Raw genomic sequence first — 19,378 nt, 5'->3', positions numbered from 1 at the left:
ACAGAGAAGAAGCCGCCTGCTGTTTTGGTGCAGACGAAAGAAATATTTAAAGAACTACAGGTAAGGAGAAATTAACTATGTCAACCCGATTGCCGGAAAAAGCCCTGCTGCTGAAGCGCTTAAAGGATGGCGGATTCAGCGTGCCCGATTTTCTGTACGTTCCGGCGGAAAACTTTAAAACAAATGATTTTGCCGAACTGGAAGCTTTTTTGAAAAACTATCGTGACGGTTTCAAGGTCATCGCTCGCAGCGCTCATCCTGACGAGGAATATTTCAAAGGCGGCACCTTTGATTCCATCACGACTTACTCGGATATTAGCGGAATAAAGTATGCGCGCAAACGGATGGTGAAATCATCCCGCACCGCCAAAAGCCTTTCGATCCAGCGACAGCAAAAATTCAATCGCGCGCCGGAGATTGACCCGGAACAGATGGGGGTGATCGTCATGCCTTTTATGGATGGATCGAGTGTCATGGCCAAAATGATTGGCCGCCAATGGGAGTTCGGTTATTGTCGTGACCGTCAGAAAAAACTAAGTAACGAGCCGTTCATTACCCGAACCCCGCATGACCGGAAACTGATTGACTTGTCAACGCGCATACAGGATCTTTTAGGGTTCAGTTGTGAAATTGAATATATCATCACGTATGATAATGACATTTATGTTGTCCAGGCCAAGGATATTTCGGAATTCGACCTGAAGGAAATGATCGAAAATGAGCAGCATATCATTCTTCTGGACGGCATTCGGAGAATTCGAAAGCGGCATAATTATCGTGAGCGGCCAACCTTTGTCATGGACAACCAGTCCTTTTATCTGGAGGTCATCAACAAATGTGAGAAAATGGTTCACGGCTGGGGAGATCAACCCACTGTATTTGAGGATATTCTGGGTGTGATCTCAGATTACCAGCAAACGCTGGAATCATTTGCCCTACAGCATTGGCGGTTTGCGGTATTAGGCCTTTCTATCATTGTGCCTGGTGATCTTCGTCAGGTCGTCAATCACTACCTTGAAGACACCCCCAAACTTCAGAAGCAGCTTTCAAAGGCGCTGTATGACCACCATTATTTTATCGATCGGTTCATGGCCGAGGCTGACACCGTGATTGCAAGAGATAAAGTTCGTTTAAACCTTGACAGCCACGATGCCTATGGCGTTGATACAGTCCGTAATCCTCTGTGGTCCGTATACTGGTACCACAAACGACATGCGGAGGTTTGCGCCCGAATCCGGAGCATCGGGTTTAAGACCGGCGACACCATTGGCATTGAAATTAATCCGGACGGCAAACCGCAAATCTTCAAACATTAATCATTGGCTGTTGCAGTCCGGACAGGTAATTCTTTGTGCATTTGCTCTCTGTTGATTCCGGCCTTTTTTTGCTCTGTGAATAATAAGGGGCAGACCACAATTTTGAAGCTACAACGAGGTCTGCCCCTATTCTTAAAATTTATCATTGGTATTCATTCCCACAACCTTAAAATGAATACTCCCAAAATGCCATAAGCACATCGCACTGCATTTAAAAACACGGGACTTTTCCTGAACCAAGATTACAGAAAAGTCCCGTCGAAATAATTTATTTATCTGTAAGAGCTTCCATGGCAATCTCGACATCAACCTCTTTGCCAACCACCCCCATTTCTAAAAATTTACCGTTACCTACGGAGTAATCCAGCCTGTTCAGACTAAACCGAGTGATAAATCCTGCTACTTTTTTCTTTTTTTCAAACGGGTGTGATTTTGGTTCAAGAAAACGGAATTCAATATGGATATCCTTTGATACGCCCTTGATGGTCATTTTACCTTCCAGAGCGTAACGATCACCTTGAATATGGGAAATGTCGGTTGATTTAAATGTCATATCAGGAAAAGTTGAGGTGTTAAAAAAATCTTTGGACCGCAGATGGGTATCCCGTTTTCCATTGTTGGTGTTAACACTGTCTACTTTTACTGTGAAATCAAATTTCCCAGTTTCAGGGCGGGTTGGATCAAAGAAAATTTTTCCGTCAAATTCATTGAATCTTCCTGAAACGCCGGTAAGAATGTGCGTAACTTCAAACCGAATTTCCGAATGGTCTTTGTCAACTGTCCAGTTATATGCAGAGGCGTGGGATGAAAAGACCAATACGACTGCTGCAATTATGATACTGTATATATGTTTCATGTATATTCTCCTTCATATTTACCGTGGCCATGCCTGCCACACCTAACATTTCACCCATTTGCGAATGATAATGGCAAGACAAACTGACCCGATCGCAATTAAAAAGTATAATGGTATTCCGGTCTCAAATGTCCGGGATACATAAATAACATGGATGAACAAGAGGATGAAAATAAATGGGGCTGTTATTTTATGCATCATTCGCCAAGTTCTATAGGTTATACCGATCCTTTTATACAGCATGGAAGTGACAATAAAAAAGAAGATCAGAAAAAGGAGAACAAAACCCGTGAATTCAGGCCAGTATTTTTGATCCAACGGGAAAAACACAAAATGGTCAGCACCCAGGATAAGTAATGGATGGATGAGTACAGCCGCAAGGATGATGCGTCCATTAAGACGGTGGGCCTGATATAGGCTTTTCATCCCGAAAAGTTTTTCAAGCCAGAAAAACCGGCCGATAAAAATCAGTTGGTATCCCATTAAAACCATAGCGGCAATCCCAATCACTTTACCAACCCGAAGCATGATTTCTTCAACACCGGTCTTATAAAAAATAGACGGGGATTCAAAAAAGAATGGAATTGCACATGCTGTGAAAAGAAAAGCAAATAGGGCGGCCAATAGGACAAAACTGAAAATTTCTTTTCTATTCATTTAATTTCCCTTCTTTTACTGCAGGACCTAACGCTCACTAAAAGTTAAGTAGACCAAAGTTTTATGTCAATAGGAATGTTTGTAATGGTGGTAAGATTATCGCCGGGCTTTACGGATTTTGTGACTTGGGATTTTGGACCGGGCTCACTTAAACACCTGTTAAAACTTTAAAAAGGGTTCGAATAATAAGAAACAGACCACAATTTCGAAGCTAAAACATGGTCGTTCCAAAAAAAAAAGGACCGATTGTCCTCTTGTGACGCTGGCCTTAATGCTTGACAGCAGTGGTTTTCCCAAATCAAGCCAAGTGTTTGAGGGTAATGTAAGCGAACCGTCAACTTTAAAAAAATGATCAAGGGATTGGAAAGAAAAGGCCGGAATCCGAATATCGTTGAGTTACAAAAACCAACGATTGTTATGGACGCCGGGATTGCCTCCGACGAAAATATTGATTGGCTGAAGGATAATCAGTATCCATATATTGTTGTCAACCGTCAGCGCCACCGACAGTTCGATGAAAACGAGGCTGTTGTGGTCAAGCACGACCCTGAATGAACCGTAAAAACGCAATTTATTTCAATGCCCGGAAAATAATACCTCCGGGCATTGTGATTTTTTTTAAACACCCTTGTGTCAAATAAAGGGGACTTTTTTACCTTACCAATTACCCGTCAAGTTTGAATGATACTTTTAATTTTACCCGGTATCCCACAATCCGGTTGTCTTCCAGACGCATATCCATTTCTTTCACCTCGGCCACCCGCATATCTCTTAAGGTTTTATCGGCGCTTGCCACAGCGGTCTTGGCAGCATCTTCCCAGGATTTTTCAGAAAATCCAACGAGTTCGATTATTTTGTAAACACTGTTTTCCATAATAACCTCCTAAAAAATTAAAAGTTAAGGTTTGCTAATGATGAAAAAACAAATAAAAAGACTTCTATAAACTGCCTGAACTGATTTGAACTTGAGATTGCATATAGTGTGAGCCGCAATCACCAACGAAGGAAATTCCTCCAGCAGTTACAATGAAATTTCACGGCATTTTGAGAAATGAGAAACAGGCGTCTGCGCTTTTGAGCTAGAGAGGCAACTTATTGATCTTATTATACAGATAGTGCATCAATTTGTATAGAATTTTTTAAACAGGCTCTATATTCAGGCCCGGAGTCGCCAGGCTCTATATTTTTTTGCAACTTATAGATGGAGAAGAATACTCTTCGATAAAGTCGATTTACCTCTCGGAAATTGTTCTACTGGGCTATTGACTTGCATTCATACCGATCCAGCATCAGTTCACCAATGAGAGTCGCATTGGGAGCAATCGTTACCCCAGCTTCCGTGAGTGCTTTGATCTTGACCTCTGCACTGGTGCCTTTTCCTTCAATGATAGCGCCGGCATGCCCCATCCTTTTGCCGGGAGGAGCCGAAACCCCCGCTATAAACCCAACAACCGGAACCTTTATTTCATCAGCGATAAATTCAGCCGCCTCCACTTCATCGAGGCCACCGATTTCACCAATAAGTATTATACCTTCAGTGTCGGAGTCATCACGGAATAGCGCTAACACATCCACAAAAGTTATGCCATGTATCGGGTCACCCCCAATACCAATGGCTGTAGTTTGCCCTAGCCCGTTCAAGGTGGTTTGATAGACCGCTTCGTAGGTCAAAGTTCCGCTACGGGACACCACCCCTATTTTACCCGGCTTGAAAATATTGCCCGGCGCAATTCCGATTTTGGCTTGATTCGGCGTTACGATACCCGGACAGTTGGGCCCGATTAAAACGCTGTTACTCAAATCCAAACAGCGCTTCACTTTGATCATATCGTGCACAGGGATTCCTTCGGTGATCGCCACAATCAAAGGGATTTCGGCATCAATGGCTTCAATAATTGAGGCAGCAGCAAAAGGCGGCGGCACAAAAATCATGGTGGCATTCGCACCGGTCTCTTCCTTGCATTCCTGCACGGTGTCAAAAATCTTAAAACCTTCCACCACTTGCCCGCCTCTGCCGGGAGTCACCCCTCCAACCAGTTGAGTTCCATAATCACGACATTTAATGGAATGAAACAGGCCTGCTTTCCCTGTGATGCCCTGGGTCATCAATATGGTATCCTTGTTCACTAATATAGACATGATCAATCCTCCGTCGCTGCCGCCGCCGTAGCCAAGCGGGCACCTTCAGCTAAACTATCGGCACTGGTTATCGCCAACCCAGAATCCTTTATGATTTGCAATCCTTCTTCTTTATTAGTGCCCTCCAGGCGAACCACCAAAGGCAATTCAACCCCCGTACTCTTCATAGCATTCACGATTCCCTGGGCAATGATATCGCATTTCATGATGCCGCCAAAAATATTGATGAGAATACTTTTGACATTAGGATCTGAGGTGATGATTTTAAGGGCTTGTGTTACCGCTTCTTCAGAAGCACTACCCCCTACATCCAAAAAATTAGCAGGCGCATGTCCATTGGCCAAGATGGTATCCATGGTGGCCATAGCCAAGCCGGCTCCATTCACCATACAGCCCACGTTACCATCCAGTTTAATATATTTCAGCCCGTATTTCGCAGCGGCCTGCTCGTGCTCATTTAATTCATTATTGAAAAATGTCCACCATTTTTTTTGCCTGAATCGAGCGTTACTATCAATATTAACCTTGCAGTCCAAAGGCAATAGTCGTCCACCTTCTACACACAAGGCCAGAGGATTGATTTCCAAGAGCGTGCAATCGTTGTCAACAAAAATGTGGTAAAGTTTTTCAATCAGACCCACCAAGTTTTCAAAGGGTTCTTTATCCAACTGGAAGATTCGATTGATCTGCCGCGCCAAGGCTCTAAAATCAGAATCATCACACAAAGCAAGTGTCAATATTTTGTCGGGGAATTTTTTGGCCACCTCTTCGAATTCCATACCCCCTTCTGAAGAGACAAACATGATCGGGCACGAGTTAGCACGATCAATGAGAAAGGCCAAATAAAACTCCTGCGCAATCTCTACCGGTTGTTCAAGCAAAACCTTGGAAATCAATTCACCATTAGGTCCCGTCTGTTTCGTCACCAAGGTGGTCTGCAGCATGCTATCGGTAATCTCACGCGCTTGGGCAACGCTTTCAAAAAATTTCACTCCTCCCGCTTTTCCACGACCGCCGGCGTACACTTGCGCCTTCACCAAACCGCGGCTAATATTCATTTGTTCCAGCAAGGGTTCCACTTCATCTGCTGTTTCAGCCACCATACCAAAAGGCGTCTCGATTCCCGAGAGCCGCAGCATTTCTTTCGCTTGATATTCATGCAGTTTCATGCAAACATCCTTCGTTATGTAGGCTCCATCACTTTTCTGATAATACCCCCAAAATCAAATAAATACCAGCTCAGGCGAGCCCAATTCTGACGGAACTCTTTGGAAGTCATCTCATTCGGGATAACAGTGAGAATGGAATCGTAGGGTCAAAGACTGGCGCGATCCTAAGCCCGTTTCCAATCCCCCCCACGTCAAACGCAGCATGCGGATTTACCGCACTACGCTTCCCTGTCAGCTTCATTTAAAATTTAGAAGAATATGGTAACGAACATTATCAAAATAGGCACTGAGGTCTATAAATAATAAGGTAGAGTAGAGCACTGATTCGGTCGGTTTCTTCAGCCCTTTTTATATTCGAGACGCCTTGCCGCACGCGGCTACTACGTGTTCCAATCTCCTGATCTTCCGCTCGTTGGTTGCTTGAACAAAGTAGAGTCTCTTTCCTCAGCCAAGGTTATGTTGTCCCTTAGGACCGCGGATTAAATAAGTTGGGCAGAAATAACGCCGAATTTTGGTTCATCTACAAAGCGTATTAAAGGTTGAATAGCAGGCCTATTGGGCCTTTGATGCAACGAAGTAGATGGGCCAAAAGGCAAGCTATTTCGTTCAAGTTATTTAATCTGCGGTCCTTAGCTTCAAACGGTACTATGAACCCCTCCGACTCCCAATATGGCCCGATGAAATTTCGGATATCCTTATATCCTGATCAACGTCAAACGCTCTTATCTTTCAAAAATTAAAAAATATTGACCTCTATTTGTCTTGATCTTAATATGTCCCTTATTATTTTAACCTCAAAATAATAAGGTATAGACCACAATTTTGAAGCTAAAATCATGGTCTATCCCCTATTTTCTCTGGATAGAGTCGCGGATATCAAAAAGTTGCAAAAAAGCAAATACTTCGCAATATAGCAACGGGAAACGGCCAAAATCGGCGGCAACTATAAGGAACAAAGATGAGTGAATACCAGTATTATGAATTTCAGGCCTTAGACAAACCTTTATCTGAAAAAGATAGAGAAGTGCTTCGGGCCATATCCTCCAGAGCGCAGATCACCTCAACAAGCCTTGTCAATGAATACAACTATGGCAACTTCAAAGGTGACCCATTGAAGCTGGTGGAAAAATATTTTGATGCCTTTTTATATATCACCAATTGGGGAACCCATCAGTTTATGCTGAAAATTCCGCGAAAATTAATAGATTTGGATCTTGCAAGTCAATATTGCATCGGAGACAGTTGGACTATCTATGAAAAGGGAGATTACCTCATCTTTGACTTTACATCTGAAACCGAAGATTATGATTGGGAAGAAGGTGAAGGTTCTCTGTCACCATTGATTTCATTACGTTCCGATCTTATCCGGGGGGATTATCGATGCTTGTATCTTGCCTGGCTCTTTTGTGCGCAAATGGGTGAAATCGATGACGATGAAGAAGAACCGCCTGTTCCTGCAAATCTTGGAAATTTAAACGCTTCCCTTGAAAGTTTCGCAGATTTCATGCGGCTCGATAAAGATCTTATCCAGGTAGCCGCTGAAAACAGTATTGCAGAACAAAAATCGGTTCAAAATGATCAAAAGCTAAAACTCTGGATAAGTGGACTGCCGAATAGTGAAAAAGATACAATTATTTTTCGGCTGATCAATGACAACGATCCTCATATAGGAAACGAACTGTTGCAGCGGTTTCGAAACACACTATCAATAAAGGATACCCAAAATAACGGAAAGGCATCACGCACGGTAATGAAACTGCTTCAAAAAACGGAGGCATATACTAAAGAAAAGGATCGGCAGATCGCTGAACAGAAAGCAAAGGAAAAAGCACGCAAAGAAAAGGAAGCGGCCATAGCAAGGGAAAAATATTTGACCGGACTGGTAGGAAGGGAAAATGAAATCTGGAAAAAAGTGGATACCCTTATTTTGGCCAAAAAGCCCAAGGCCTATGATGAAGCGATAAGACTTCTGATTGATTTGAAGGATCTTGCCAAAAAGAATAATACAACCAGTTTGTTTAAATCAAAGCTGATGGCCATTCGGGAAGACCATAGTCGAAAAGCAAGCTTTATAAATCGTATTGATTCAGCTAATCTACTATTAGGATGACGAAGGAAATATGGATGAAACTGGTTAACAAAATTCAAAAAACAGCCCCGGCAAACCGGGGGCTACTCGGGCCTCTTTTCCGAGGTCAAGGAGCGTATTCGCTCCGCCCAGTACGAAGCCCTCAAAGCGGTCAACAATGAACTGGTCGGCCTGTACTGGGACCTCGGGCGAATGATCGAATAATAAGGGACAAAACACGATTTCGAAGCTAAAAACGTGGCCTGCACCTTATTTTTCTCTTATTTTTCTCTTATTTTTTGTTTTTCAGCTTTGATAAACAGCTGGAGAGTGATGCAAAAATGAATCCTGAAAATAATCTTATTTTAGTAAAAAACAAAAGAACTGGACAGTTCCAAGATAAAACCTCTGATATAAAATCCTGCTGTCCTAATAGAGAAAAATATATTGTAACCTTCGAAGGCAATGAGCAGTCGTACAGCTATAATAAAACAAATATAATCCAGCTTAAAGATCCAGCTATCATCAAAGGAAATAACATTCATATTGAGCACAAGGGGAGCGCACTATATAATGTTGAAAAAATTTATGATTTCGGATTATACGCCAAGATCCTGTTCAGTTCCAACAGAACTCCATATGTTGTAGAAAAACAGAGCATTGAAATTCTGGAATCATCTCTTACCAACGATAAAGCCTTGTCTGTTTTCGAATATCTGAAAAAGTTGTCCCAAATGGTTGGACTTCCTTGTGATGGAATCCAGGAAACGCAGTTAGAAAGACAATACAAGAACATCTCCTTTGTCGATCCCCGAAGCACCTTAGCTTTATATTTAAATCCGTCTGTTTTTCAAGATACTACTGATCGTTTACCAGATCCGGTATTTCCTTTTGGATTCAATCTCAGTCAAAAAGAAGCAACCACAAAGGCATTGAATTCACCAATCAGCGTCATTGAAGGCCCACCAGGAACGGGCAAAACACAGACCATATTAAATATCATTGCCAATGCAGTCATGAATAAACGTTCCATTGCCGTCGTTTCCTACAACAACTCAGCTACTTCTAATGTATTTGAGAAGCTTGAGAAATACGGTGTAGATTTTATTGCAGCACCCTTAGGCAATAATACCAATAAAACAGTTTTTTTTGATAATCAGACAGGTCAATATCCAAGTAATATTAAATCATGGGAACTTGCCCCTGAAACCTACGTGAATTTATATGAAAAGACCCTTGCGTCAGGAAACCGGTTAGAAGAGCTATTGGACGCTCAAAACAACATGGCTAAACTGAAACAGAAATTAAATGAAATAAATGTAGAAAAGCATCATTTTCAGGATTATTTATCGCAGCATGATAAGATTAAACCATACAAGACCTATTCCTCTATTCAGCATTCAAGTGACATATACAATTTATGCAAGGCGTTTCAGAAAATCATTAAAAAAGAGGGGAATCCAGGGATATTATTTAAGCTCAAAAACCTTTTTAAATATGGGATCTACAGTTTTTCATTCTACAAAAATCCAATAGATGCGATCATTGCTCATTTACAGGGGCGGTTTTACGAGCTAAAAGAGGAAGAGGTTCAATCTGACATCAAGGCATTACAATCTATACTTGAAAATTCGTCTTTTGAAAAGGCTGTTCAAGAGTCTGAGAAGTGTTCTCAACAACTTTTTCAAGCAAAGCTCAGTAAACGCTATAAAGAAAAAACTCGACAAAAATTTTCTATAGAAACGGCTTTTTGGAAGGACTTTGACAAGTTCAATAAAGAGTATCCTGTAATATTAAGCACGACTCACTCTCTAAGATCCTGCAAAAACAAACCAGCACTATTTGATTACGTTATAATGGACGAGGCATCACAAATTGATATAGTTACTGGTGCTCTTGCTTTATCCTGCGCCCGGAGAGCAATTATCGTTGGAGATCTTAAGCAATTGCCCAATGTAGTAGATAAAAATGTGAAAAAAGAGACAGACGCTTTTTTCAGTAAAGTGGATTTGTCAAAATACTACAATTATGCTTCTCATAGTATGCTTTCATCAATTACGGGATTATTCTATGAAATCCCCAAAACGTTATTGAGAGAGCACTACCGGTGTCATCCCAAAATAATTGAATTTTGCAATCAAAAATTTTATCAAGGGCAGCTTATCATCCTGACCAGCAACAATAACACTCAAAAACCCCTGACTATCCATAAAACTGTAAAAGGTAACCACGCCAGAGGATTACTGAATCAAAGACAGATTGACGTAATCAAAGAAGAGATCCTGCCAGATTGCAACTGCACCGAACAATCTATTGGGATTGCTTCTCCATTTAGAAAGCAGGTAGAAGAAATTAATCATCAGTTCAGTTTAGAAGACAATCCTGCTCTGACCGTTCACAAATATCAAGGGCGAGAAAAAGATATCATTGTCCTTTCGACGGTACTCAATGAAATCAAGCCATTTGTTAATGATCCAAAAAAATCTGATAATAGTTTTGTCGATGATCCAAACTTATTGAATGTGGCGGTTTCCAGGGCCGTAAACAAGTTGGTCGTAGTTATATCAGACAATGAGAAAAATATGTTCGGCAATATCGGTGATTTGATCAGATATGTAGAATATAATAACTCAACTTTCGGTGATTAAAAATGATAGTGAATAAAAACACAACAAACTGATTTTATTATTTAAATTGACGAATTTCACTTTATATGATACGCTTTGTTTACCACTAAACAAACATTTCATACAAAGGAAATTCGCCAAAATGAATACTACCCTTACCAACGTAGAAAATCAAATGACAAATTCAGAACAAATCGGCGTACTCAATGATTATTTTACAAAATTCAAAATTGGTAAGTTATTGAATCAATCAGGAATCGTTAAAACCAAAGGAGCCTCACCGCTTGCCATTTTCACAGCCCTATTTAACTTGGCATTTCACAACAAGAATTTATACCAGGGCATTGTGAAAAATAAAAAAGTTGATGTCGATAAGGACGCCGCTTACAATTTTTTGAACTCTCCAACATATAACTGGCGGCGGTTTACCCTTCAGCTCTGCCGCCGAATTTATTTTATCATCAGAAAGCTCCTTGATGATTCTTCTGAAGAAGTTCTTATCTTCGACGATTCTACCTATAGCAGAAACCGTTCTAAAAAAGTCGAGCTTTTATCCCGGGTGTTTGATCATACAGATATGAAGTACATCAAAGGATTCCGGATGCTGACTCTTGGCTGGTCTGACGGTAACAGTTTTCTTGGACTTGATTTTGCCCTTTTATCATCTGTAGACAAAAAGAATCGATACAATGAAATAAATCCTGATATTGATAAAAGGACCTGCGGATATCATCGCCGCCAGGAAGCGGTTACAAAAACCACAGCCCATCTCGTACCGATGGTAAAAAGAGCCCTTGATATGGGTGTCCGGGCTAAGTATATTTTAATGGACAGTTGGTTTTCGATGCCGTCAGCAATCGCAAATTTGCGGGAATACATACACGTCATATGCATGCTGAAAGATCATCCAAAATGGCTTTATGAATATCAAGGCAAAAAGCTTAGGCTGTCCGAACTCTATGGAAAATTGAAGAAAAAACGAGGAAGAGCAAAAGTCAAAGCCCAAGCTATTGTTACTCTTTCCAACGGCAAGCAGGCAAAAATCATTTTTGTTCCCTGTGATAAAAAACGTGGCTGGCTTGCACTCCTGTCGACAGATTTGGCCCTTCCTAATGAAGAAATCATTCGTCTGTACGGCAAACGTTGGGATATAGAGGTCTTTTTCAAAATGTGCAAACAGCACTTAAAATTGGTGAAGGAAATACAAATTCGAAATTACGATGGCCTTGTGGGCCATACATCTCTGGTTATTGCCAGGTATAATATTCTCAGCCTTTATCAGCGGCAATGTATGGATCAGAGATCATTCGGGGAGCTCTTCAGGGCCTGTAACGATGAGATGACCAATTTGTCTTTTATGGTTTCTTTGGAGCGGATCATGCGTTTAGCTTTGGTAAATATTCGGCAATTATTTAATTTTACCGAGCGTATGGTTCAAGTGATGCTTGATCAGGTAATGGGCCAAGCTCTCAAGTATTTCGGTTTTTCAAGTAGGCCTGAGGAATTATTGGGGGTGTAAATTTACTCCTCCGAAAGTTGAGATATAATAACCTTGAGGTTGTCAAAAGCCGTATATATTCCATATTTGACTTGCTATACAGTCAGAATGCCGAAAAATTTGAAACGTTTAAAAAATCCAGAAAGAAAGTTTCTAAACATGAATCGGAAAATTTAATGTACGATCTAATCCAAAATGTTCTCTCTCAGGATGTGATCTCCAATTCCTGAGAGTAACTGAGGAGTATCCTTTGAAGATGCTGATACGAGACAAAACCATGTTATCTGAAGTTGAAAAAAAATTTGTAGCAAGAGACTCTCATTTGGATTTTATAATTTATAATCGCATGGACAAATCTCCCTTTTTAGCTGTTGAGGTTGATGGTTATGAATACCATGCAAATAATCCGGAACAGTTAAAAAAAGACAGAATTAAAGATGGAATTTTAAAAAAATATAAAATCCCTCTTGTTCGTTTTTCAACAATTCAGAGCCAAGAAGAAAAACGATTGAGAGAAAAATTGACTAATATCAGACACAGAGGGTATTGTTAGGTTTTAAAATAATTATCCAGTTGAAGCGAGCATAAGAAATTGAAAGTTATCAAAAATTAAACGGACAATCCATATTGCCTTAATCCAATTTTTATGGATTCAATTTTTTGTTATGCTTTTCCAGCAGGTGGTAGAGTCCGGACCTGGATACCCCGGCCATGCTGCAGGCTTTTTCAATATGCCCCCCGGACAATCGAACCAGGGCATCCAGGTACTGGGATTCATTCAGGTGCCTGAAATCCTTCAAACTGGGAAATCCGGTTTCATCCGTCCCGAGCCCGTTTTCAATGCCCCGTTCCAGGGGGCGCTGTTCCTCCCATGTCTTTTTCCTGGAAAAAATCCTCAGGGCCACGGGCAAATGGTGGGGATTGAGCCGGGGTTCGTTCAGGCCGCTGGCCACGGCGGCATGAAGCACGGAGATCAATTCCCTGATATTGCCTTTCCAGTCGTACACCATCAGGGTATCAATAAAATCATCGGACATGGCCTTTGGCCGGATACCAAACTGGGCGCAGATTTTTTCCATGTAATAATCGGCCAGAAGCACGATGTCATCGGGCCGTTCCCGCAAAGGCGGCAGGTGAATGTGGTGGGTGACCAGGCGATAGAAAAGGTCTTTCCTGAACGTCCTTTGTTTCACCATAGCTTGCAAATCCCGGTTGGTGGCGGAAATCAACCTGAAATCACAGCTCAGTTCCTTATTCATTCCCAAAGGGCGGAAGGTTTTGGTCTGGAGCACCCTTAAAATGGATTTCTGGGCGGCCGTGGACAGGTCCCCGATCTCGTCGAGGAACAAGGTTCCCTTGTCTGCCTGTTTGATCAGTCCTTCATTTTTGTCTACGGCACCGGTAAAGGCGCCTTTGGCATGGCCGAACAGCAGGTTTTCAACCAGGGTGTCCGGCAGGTTGGTGCAGTCCACGGCAATGAACGGGGCGCCGGATCTTTCACTGTTCAGATGAACCGCATTGGCGATCAAATCCTTGCCGGTACCGGTTTCTCCGGAAATAAAAAGGTTACCGTCTGTCCGGGCCGATTTGGCCACCAGATCCAGGCATTTTTTCAAAACAGGGCTCCGGCCGATGATAAAATCCGATTTGAAACCTTCCCGGGTGGGCGAGACCATTTTATTGTCCCTGAACTGTAATGCCCGCTTCAGGGTGAGTTTGACGTCGTCGTAGGCAGGGGGTTTTTCCAGATAATCCCAGGCCCCGTTTTCCAAGGCCATTTCCGCCCCTGAGATTTCCGATTTTCCGGTGATGATTATCAATTCCGGGGATGACGGTGTCAATGGGCACCAGAAATTGAGCCATTTATGGTCATCAAAAATGAGCCACCCCGATTCATTCTATAAACCTCCTTTGTTTTTTTCTGTTGAAGGGTCATGATATTTAAAACCGGCTTCAATCAATATATATTCCAACACTATTCCAACTTCACCTCTTCTTTTGAGCTTATCAAGCATCCACTTTTGTATACGAGCATTGACATGAACCCGCTTTAGGTGTGGTGGTAGTTTGGGCTTTGGCTTTCCCCTGTACCCTCCACGTTTTTCTAACATATGGATACCGCCTTTCGGCAAGACAATCTCTGAAAATGACTGGTATTAGGACTTTTTAGATAAGTGTATAACGCTTTACAAAAAAACAGGGTCATTTTTGAGGTTATTTTCGTCCCATCCTTAATACTGCCCGTATTCATGGCTTTTTACCTTTCAGTCTATAACTGTTACCCTTAATATTAACGACGGCGCTGTGGTGAAGTAGTCGATCAAGGATGGCCGTCACTATGATCGGGTCATGGAACAGCTCTGTCCAGTCTCCGAACGCCTTATTTGATGTGATAATGGTGCTGTTTTTTTCATAACGGTTGGCAATAAAACGAAAGAATAAATTGCATTCTTCCCGGGTGATGGGCGTGTAACCCACTTCATCAACGACGACCAAGGACGATTTATAGTATCCACGGCCCTTACCCGGCTTCCCAGCCTCGTGATCCTTTCGCAGCTTGATAATCAAATCTTCCATGTTAGTAAAATAGATACTCATGCCCGATTGGCATGCCTTCAACGCAAGTGATATCGCAAGATGCGTCTTTCCCACACCAGGAGGGCCAAGAAAAATCACATTGCCTTTTTCACGGATAAAGCTCAGATCAAAAAGCCCCATGATTTTTTGTTTATCCAGACCGGGTTGGAAGGCGAAGTCAAAATCATCTATGCTTTTGATATACGGCAGTCCTGATATCCTTAATGCGGTTTCGATCCGGCGCTGCTCCTTCGCCGCCACTTCTTCTTCAAGCAGTTCATCCAGAAAAGACAGATAACTTTTTCCCTGCTCCTCGGCTGTTTTGGCAAGGCTGCCTAAAACTTCATAGATCCGGGAGAGTTTTAGCCGGCTAAGGTTGGATTCAATACGATCCATTACAAGGGTATCACTCATGAAGACACCTCCTGCATTATTTCTTCATATGCAGAGATGGAGCGAACCTCAACATCCATGTCATATTGTGGCTTCTGGGGACTGATAGTCTGTTTCGCCCGTCCCTTACCTTTTTTACCGTGGTGATATTTGCGCCGATTCATGTCAATGTCCTTTTTCATGTCCTCGTAGAATCTCTTCTTCTGCACCAAATTGCCTTTTGTTGATGGAATCTCATAGGTAACTACCAGCCAACAGTTTTGGAGAATACGTAGCTGACCATCTTTCGGGCGAAGTATGACCTGTTCTCCTACCAGGGTGTGGGGTGTGACATAGCGATTTCCTTGAAAGTGGACAGTGCAGTCTTTATACACCCGCCGGTAAATACGATACGAGGTGTCGAACGTCTGGGGAGGCAGTGCATTTAAATGTGGCTGCTCCCGCTTAAACCGGGTGCTGACTTTCTCATGGGTCGTGCCATGAATCCGTTCATCCTTTTTTATAATCCAAGACCAAAGGTTCTTGTTGGCCCTAACCAGGTTTACAAAGCCGTATCCCCGCCAAAAGCCTTCCCGGATGAAGGTATAAGGACGTTCGACCTTTCCCTTGACCCAGGCGGCATAAGCGGGGGCCACTTTGGGAACAAATCCGTAATGAACGGCAAATCCTATCAGGGTTGAATTAAACTTGTCCTTACCGGTCAGCTTGGCGATATACACATTTTTCATGCGATCATAGAGTATCTGATCCGAGACGCCAGCGAAGTATTCAAAGGCGTGTATATGGCAGTCAAGAAAGCTTGGCATGTCGCATCGTTCGATCAATTCTGTATAGATTTTCCGGGAATATCCCAGAATCATTGAAAACAGATACAGCTTCTTTATACTGCCATCGGGAAGCTCAACCTGAAATTCTCCAAAATCCACCTGGGCCTGGTGGCCGGGTTCGGTCTCAAAGCGCATGTAGGCAATTTTTTGTTTTTGTTTCTTGAATTTACCGACCTTTCGCTTCACGGTTTCATAACTACCGGTATATCCTTGGTTGACAAGACGGTCATAAATCCAGGTGGCGGTGTAATACTCGTCTTCGTCAAGCCAGGCCTTGATGGTGTTGTGATAAGGATCAAGAATACTCGTGCGATGGTATGACTTTGGATTTTTTAAGCAACTTTCCGGGGCTTCAAGATACTTTTTGACGGTGTTACGGCTTATGCCCAGGCGCCGGGCTATGGCCCGCTGGGTCAAGCCGGACCTGTGCAGATCCAGTATATCCAAAATGATCTCCTTTTTTTCATAAACACTCCACTGTTATCCCAGATAAAATTACCAGGATGGCATTTACCCGGGAAATTAAACAGGGGGGAGTGATCCTGCGGTCCCCCCTGTTTAATTCCCTAGTGGCTCAGTTTTAAATGACCATTTTTGGCTCAATTTAACATGACCATCGACAGACGGGGCATTAATAAAATAATTGATGCACTAAAACCGGGTCTGCCCCCTATTTTTGTTAAAATTTGCTCGTGACAGAGACCGGTGGATTGAACGATTATTCAGGGTAAAGAATAAATACGGACTCAAAATCCTAAATTATATCATTACCTCTAACCATATCCATTTATTGGTATCAGATAACGGTAATAGAGATACAATCCCTTGATCAATGCAGGTTGTTGCCGGCCAAACTGCTCAAGAATATTACATGAGGAAGAAACGGAAAGGAGCATACTGGGAAGATCGGTACCACGCAACAGCTATTCAGTCTGATTCCCATTTCATTAAATGCTTGGTTTATATCGATATGAATATGGTACAAGCAGAAGTTGTCTCTCATCCCTCAGAATGCCGTTGGAGCGGTTTTAATGAAATCCAAAAACCAAAAATGAGATATACTATTATAAATTACAAGCATTTATGTAATCGCCGTGGAACCAGATCTTTGGATATGCTAAAAAAAGCCCACCGTCAGTGGATTAACGAAAGCATTAAACAAGATAAATTGATCCGTGATGAAAAATGGTCCCAAAGTATTGCTGTTGGAGAGCAAAAATATGTTGAGAGCATTAAAATGCAACTTGGTGTTAAAGCAAAACTCAGGAAAATACATGAAAATGAAGGCAGCTTTGAACTACATGAAGACCAAGCGCCTACATAGCTGGTTATCTTAAAACATAACAACAGGTTGCGTGAACCCGACCCAGAAGCAACAGAAGCGACTTCATTTATCCAATTACATCGGGGGAAGACAATGGTGACAAAAGATCAACTTCAGAGAAGAATTACCCCGTTAGACGGTAAGGATTATGGTGCCTTTCAATCACTGATCGGAACCTATGATTTTGAACAGTTTGCTTTAATTATCGACCAGATACCCAAAGACCCTTACGCCCCTCCGCATACTGGGATTTATCGGGTTCAATTCTCCCTTGCTGATACTGTAATTGAAGATGACATGATTGGTTCAAGAATCAGGGAAATTGCCTGTCGGGATTTTTATGCCCGGCAATTTTTCTACCATAGCAATAAAATTGCCGGCAAAAGACGGGGAACCGGGTACAGTGGCATCATAACAATAAATGAACCAGGCCAGACAATCCTGGATCGAAGCTCGGTTGTCATTAATGAAAACATTTTAGAAATCCGCTGTTTTGTCGGTCTCCCAGCATCCAAAAGAAACGTCAAAGCCAAGCTGGCCGTTAAAATGCTGCTTGAAGAGCTGCCCGAAATTGTCAACATGTCATTGCATCGTGAGAATACCGGCAGAGATCAGCTACTGTCTCACATACACACTGCCGTAGATGCAGAATTTTTACGTGAGAAACTATCTGATTTGGGCCTGCTTGCGTTTATAGCAAATGGCGCTATTTTGCCCCGGGAAAGCGGTATCAGTGACCGCACCATGACCAGTGACTCGATAATACCGTTTAAATCCCCTGAAAGTTTGAAAACTGAAATTGATCTTCCTTACGCCGGAAAAACAACCGGCATGGGAATTCCACAAGGCGTCACCTTGCTTGCCGGTGGCGGTTATCATGGTAAATCGACCCTTTTGCAAGTAATCGAAATGGGTGTGTATAACCATATAGCCGGGGACGGCAGAGAACAGTGCGTATCATTGATAGAAACGGTGAAGGTCCGGTCCTATAGCGGCAGACATGTGGTTAAAACAGATATTTCTCCCTTTATCAGGAATCTCCCTTTTCAAGAAGATACCAGTGCTTTTTCTACTGAAAATGCCAGTGGCAGTACTTCTCAGGCGGCAAATATTATCGAGGCCATTGAGATGGGTGCAAAGGTAATTCTGATGGATGAGGATACCTGCGCCACTAATTTTATGATCCGAGATATGTATATGCAGAAGCTGGTAAAAAAATCAGATGAACCGATAACTTCATATATCGATAAAGTTCGTCAGCTTTACCTGGAAAATAAGACATCGACAATTCTCGCCCTGGGTGGGGTGGGAGATTATTTTGAAGTGGCAGATCATGTAATCCAAATGATTAACTATCTTCCAGAAGATGTTTCTGCTCAGGCAAAAGACATCATGATCAACCATCCGACACAAAGAACAAAAGAGGATGTTGAATTCCCAATTCAGCCTAAAGCGCGCATTCCAGTTCCTGAAAGTGTTGACCCGATGAGTGGGTACGGAAAGTGGCGTCTCTATACAACGGAGATAGATACCCTGCATTTTGGCCGAAACAAGATCGACCTGACTGACCTTGAGCAGCTGATTGAGCTGTCACAGACAAAAGCGATAGGCTTTTCCATGCTTTATGCCAGGAAGTATATGAATGGAAAAAGAACTCTGAAACAGGTAATTGACTTAGTCATGGCAGATCTTGAGAAAAACGGACTGGATATTCTCAGTGATAAGATTTCCGGTTATTTTGCCCAATTCCGCTCTTTTGAATTGGCTTTTGCTTTGAATCGAATGAGGTCTTTTACTGTCAATCAGATATAGTGGTTTTATTCCCCGGCACTCATCCGTTTCTCACTACATAATTTTTTCCGGTGATCAAGACCATGAACACAAGCGGAACAAAGGCCTGACAATCCATATTGCCTTAATCCGACTT

The 19,378-nt window shown here is 42.3% G+C and carries 17 protein-coding genes; 8 read left to right on the top strand and 9 right to left on the bottom strand.

Annotated features, from left to right (window positions below; all coding sequences use genetic code 11):
• The first annotated feature begins 77 nt into the window (after positions 1-77).
• The gene (locus EYB58_RS08075) at positions 78-1,316 is read left to right on the top strand and encodes a hypothetical protein (RefSeq protein WP_111952485.1); all 1,239 of its coding nucleotides are present in this window, start codon (positions 78-80) and stop codon (positions 1,314-1,316) included.
• A 268-nt stretch (positions 1,317-1,584) separates the two neighbouring features.
• Here EYB58_RS08075 and EYB58_RS08070 read toward each other — a convergent pair whose 3' ends face one another.
• A complete protein-coding gene (locus tag EYB58_RS08070; protein ID WP_111952484.1) occupies positions 1,585-2,172 on the bottom strand; it encodes a YceI family protein in 588 nt (195 codons plus the stop codon).
• Positions 2,173-2,214: 42 nt separating this feature from the next.
• Positions 2,215-2,829: a ferric reductase-like transmembrane domain-containing protein gene (locus EYB58_RS08065; protein ID WP_111952483.1), complete on the bottom strand. Its 615-nt coding sequence runs from the start codon at positions 2,827-2,829 to the stop codon at positions 2,215-2,217.
• Positions 2,830-3,189: 360 nt separating this feature from the next.
• On the opposite strand from EYB58_RS08065, the gene EYB58_RS08060 reads away from it, so the two are divergent.
• Complete coding sequence (locus EYB58_RS08060; RefSeq protein ID WP_131072029.1) at positions 3,190-3,384, top strand: hypothetical protein; 195 nt, start codon at positions 3,190-3,192, stop codon at positions 3,382-3,384.
• 109 nt (positions 3,385-3,493) lie between these two features.
• Here the strand turns inward: EYB58_RS08060 and EYB58_RS08055 are convergent, their stop codons facing one another.
• The 3 genes from EYB58_RS08055 to sucC all read right to left on the bottom strand — a co-directional run bounded on the left by EYB58_RS08055 (position 3,494) and on the right by sucC (position 6,137).
• Positions 3,494-3,703, bottom strand: coding sequence for a dodecin family protein (locus EYB58_RS08055; RefSeq protein ID WP_111952481.1), 210 nt, complete (start codon positions 3,701-3,703; stop codon positions 3,494-3,496).
• A gap of 377 nt (positions 3,704-4,080) precedes the next feature.
• A complete protein-coding gene (gene sucD / locus EYB58_RS08050) occupies positions 4,081-4,968 on the bottom strand; it encodes a succinate--CoA ligase subunit alpha (protein ID WP_111952480.1) in 888 nt (295 codons plus the stop codon).
• 2 nt (positions 4,969-4,970) lie between these two features.
• Positions 4,971-6,137, bottom strand: coding sequence for an ADP-forming succinate--CoA ligase subunit beta (gene sucC / locus EYB58_RS08045; RefSeq protein ID WP_111952479.1), 1,167 nt, complete (start codon positions 6,135-6,137; stop codon positions 4,971-4,973).
• Positions 6,138-7,095: 958 nt separating this feature from the next.
• On the opposite strand from sucC, the gene EYB58_RS08040 reads away from it, so the two are divergent.
• From EYB58_RS08040 to EYB58_RS08020, 4 genes are all read left to right on the top strand, one after another.
• Positions 7,096-8,247 (top strand): hypothetical protein, encoded by a 1,152-nt coding sequence (locus EYB58_RS08040; protein WP_111952478.1) that lies wholly within the window; start codon positions 7,096-7,098, stop codon positions 8,245-8,247.
• A 299-nt stretch (positions 8,248-8,546) separates the two neighbouring features.
• The gene (locus EYB58_RS08030; RefSeq protein ID WP_111952477.1) at positions 8,547-10,853 is read left to right on the top strand and encodes an AAA domain-containing protein; all 2,307 of its coding nucleotides are present in this window, start codon (positions 8,547-8,549) and stop codon (positions 10,851-10,853) included.
• Between the two features lie 121 nt (positions 10,854-10,974).
• Entirely contained in the window at positions 10,975-12,351 is a 1,377-nt protein-coding gene (locus tag EYB58_RS08025; RefSeq protein WP_131072014.1) for an IS4 family transposase, read from the top strand.
• 235 nt (positions 12,352-12,586) lie between these two features.
• Positions 12,587-12,883 (top strand): DUF2726 domain-containing protein, encoded by a 297-nt coding sequence (locus tag EYB58_RS08020; RefSeq protein ID WP_111960871.1) that lies wholly within the window; start codon positions 12,587-12,589, stop codon positions 12,881-12,883.
• Between the two features lie 91 nt (positions 12,884-12,974).
• Here the strand turns inward: EYB58_RS08020 and EYB58_RS08015 are convergent, their stop codons facing one another.
• The 4 genes from EYB58_RS08015 to istA form a co-directional block, all read right to left on the bottom strand.
• Entirely contained in the window at positions 12,975-14,108 is a 1,134-nt protein-coding gene (locus EYB58_RS08015) for a sigma-54 dependent transcriptional regulator (RefSeq protein ID WP_131072028.1), read from the bottom strand.
• A gap of 120 nt (positions 14,109-14,228) precedes the next feature.
• Entirely contained in the window at positions 14,229-14,441 is a 213-nt protein-coding gene (locus EYB58_RS08010; protein ID WP_111960819.1) for a hypothetical protein, read from the bottom strand.
• Between the two features lie 136 nt (positions 14,442-14,577).
• Positions 14,578-15,321 carry an IS21-like element helper ATPase IstB gene (gene istB, locus EYB58_RS08005; protein ID WP_242637588.1) on the bottom strand — a complete coding sequence of 248 codons (744 nt, stop codon included), beginning with the start codon at positions 15,319-15,321 and terminating at the stop codon, positions 14,578-14,580.
• Positions 15,318-16,574, bottom strand: coding sequence for an IS21 family transposase (istA, locus tag EYB58_RS08000; RefSeq protein ID WP_163354685.1), 1,257 nt, complete (start codon positions 16,572-16,574; stop codon positions 15,318-15,320). The genes istB and istA overlap by 4 nt, the downstream gene beginning before the upstream one ends.
• A gap of 385 nt (positions 16,575-16,959) precedes the next feature.
• Here istA and EYB58_RS07995 point away from each other — a divergent pair, with 385 nt between their 5' ends.
• Together EYB58_RS07995 and EYB58_RS07990 are read left to right on the top strand one after the other, a co-directional pair.
• On the top strand, positions 16,960-17,451 hold the full coding sequence (locus EYB58_RS07995; protein ID WP_111960801.1) for a hypothetical protein: 492 nt from the start codon (positions 16,960-16,962) through the stop codon (positions 17,449-17,451).
• 93 nt (positions 17,452-17,544) lie between these two features.
• Complete coding sequence (locus EYB58_RS07990) at positions 17,545-19,263, top strand: ABC-ATPase domain-containing protein (RefSeq protein WP_111960803.1); 1,719 nt, start codon at positions 17,545-17,547, stop codon at positions 19,261-19,263.
• Positions 19,264-19,378 lie beyond the last annotated feature (115 nt).

Origin of the sequence: Desulfobacter hydrogenophilus (assembly GCF_004319545.1) — a bacterium.
Taxonomy (GTDB): Bacteria; Desulfobacterota; Desulfobacteria; order Desulfobacterales; family Desulfobacteraceae; genus Desulfobacter; species Desulfobacter hydrogenophilus.
The sequence above is the reverse complement of the archived record's forward strand: the minus strand, read 5'-3'. Positions and strand labels throughout refer to the sequence as shown.

Excerpts from the sequence above, each read along its gene's own strand:
- EYB58_RS08075 (WP_111952485.1), top strand. The coding sequence starts at position 78 with ATGTCAACCCGATTGCCGGAAAAAGCCCTGCTGCTGAAGCGCTTAAAG.
- EYB58_RS08070 (WP_111952484.1), bottom strand. The coding sequence starts at position 2,172 with ATGAAACATATATACAGTATCATAATTGCAGCAGTCGTATTGGTCTTT.
- EYB58_RS08065 (WP_111952483.1), bottom strand. The coding sequence starts at position 2,829 with ATGAATAGAAAAGAAATTTTCAGTTTTGTCCTATTGGCCGCCCTATTT.
- EYB58_RS08055 (WP_111952481.1), bottom strand. The coding sequence starts at position 3,703 with ATGGAAAACAGTGTTTACAAAATAATCGAACTCGTTGGATTTTCTGAA.
- sucD (WP_111952480.1), bottom strand. The coding sequence starts at position 4,968 with ATGTCTATATTAGTGAACAAGGATACCATATTGATGACCCAGGGCATC.
- sucC (WP_111952479.1), bottom strand. The coding sequence starts at position 6,137 with ATGAAACTGCATGAATATCAAGCGAAAGAAATGCTGCGGCTCTCGGGA.
- EYB58_RS08040 (WP_111952478.1), top strand. The coding sequence starts at position 7,096 with ATGAGTGAATACCAGTATTATGAATTTCAGGCCTTAGACAAACCTTTA.
- EYB58_RS08030 (WP_111952477.1), top strand. The coding sequence starts at position 8,547 with ATGAATCCTGAAAATAATCTTATTTTAGTAAAAAACAAAAGAACTGGA.
- EYB58_RS08025 (WP_131072014.1), top strand. The coding sequence starts at position 10,975 with ATGAATACTACCCTTACCAACGTAGAAAATCAAATGACAAATTCAGAA.
- EYB58_RS08020 (WP_111960871.1), top strand. The coding sequence starts at position 12,587 with ATGCTGATACGAGACAAAACCATGTTATCTGAAGTTGAAAAAAAATTT.
- EYB58_RS08015 (WP_131072028.1), bottom strand. The coding sequence starts at position 14,108 with ATGGCCTTGGAAAACGGGGCCTGGGATTATCTGGAAAAACCCCCTGCC.
- EYB58_RS08010 (WP_111960819.1), bottom strand. The coding sequence starts at position 14,441 with ATGTTAGAAAAACGTGGAGGGTACAGGGGAAAGCCAAAGCCCAAACTA.
- istB (WP_242637588.1), bottom strand. The coding sequence starts at position 15,321 with ATGAGTGATACCCTTGTAATGGATCGTATTGAATCCAACCTTAGCCGG.
- EYB58_RS07995 (WP_111960801.1), top strand. The coding sequence starts at position 16,960 with ATGCAGGTTGTTGCCGGCCAAACTGCTCAAGAATATTACATGAGGAAG.
- EYB58_RS07990 (WP_111960803.1), top strand. The coding sequence starts at position 17,545 with ATGGTGACAAAAGATCAACTTCAGAGAAGAATTACCCCGTTAGACGGT.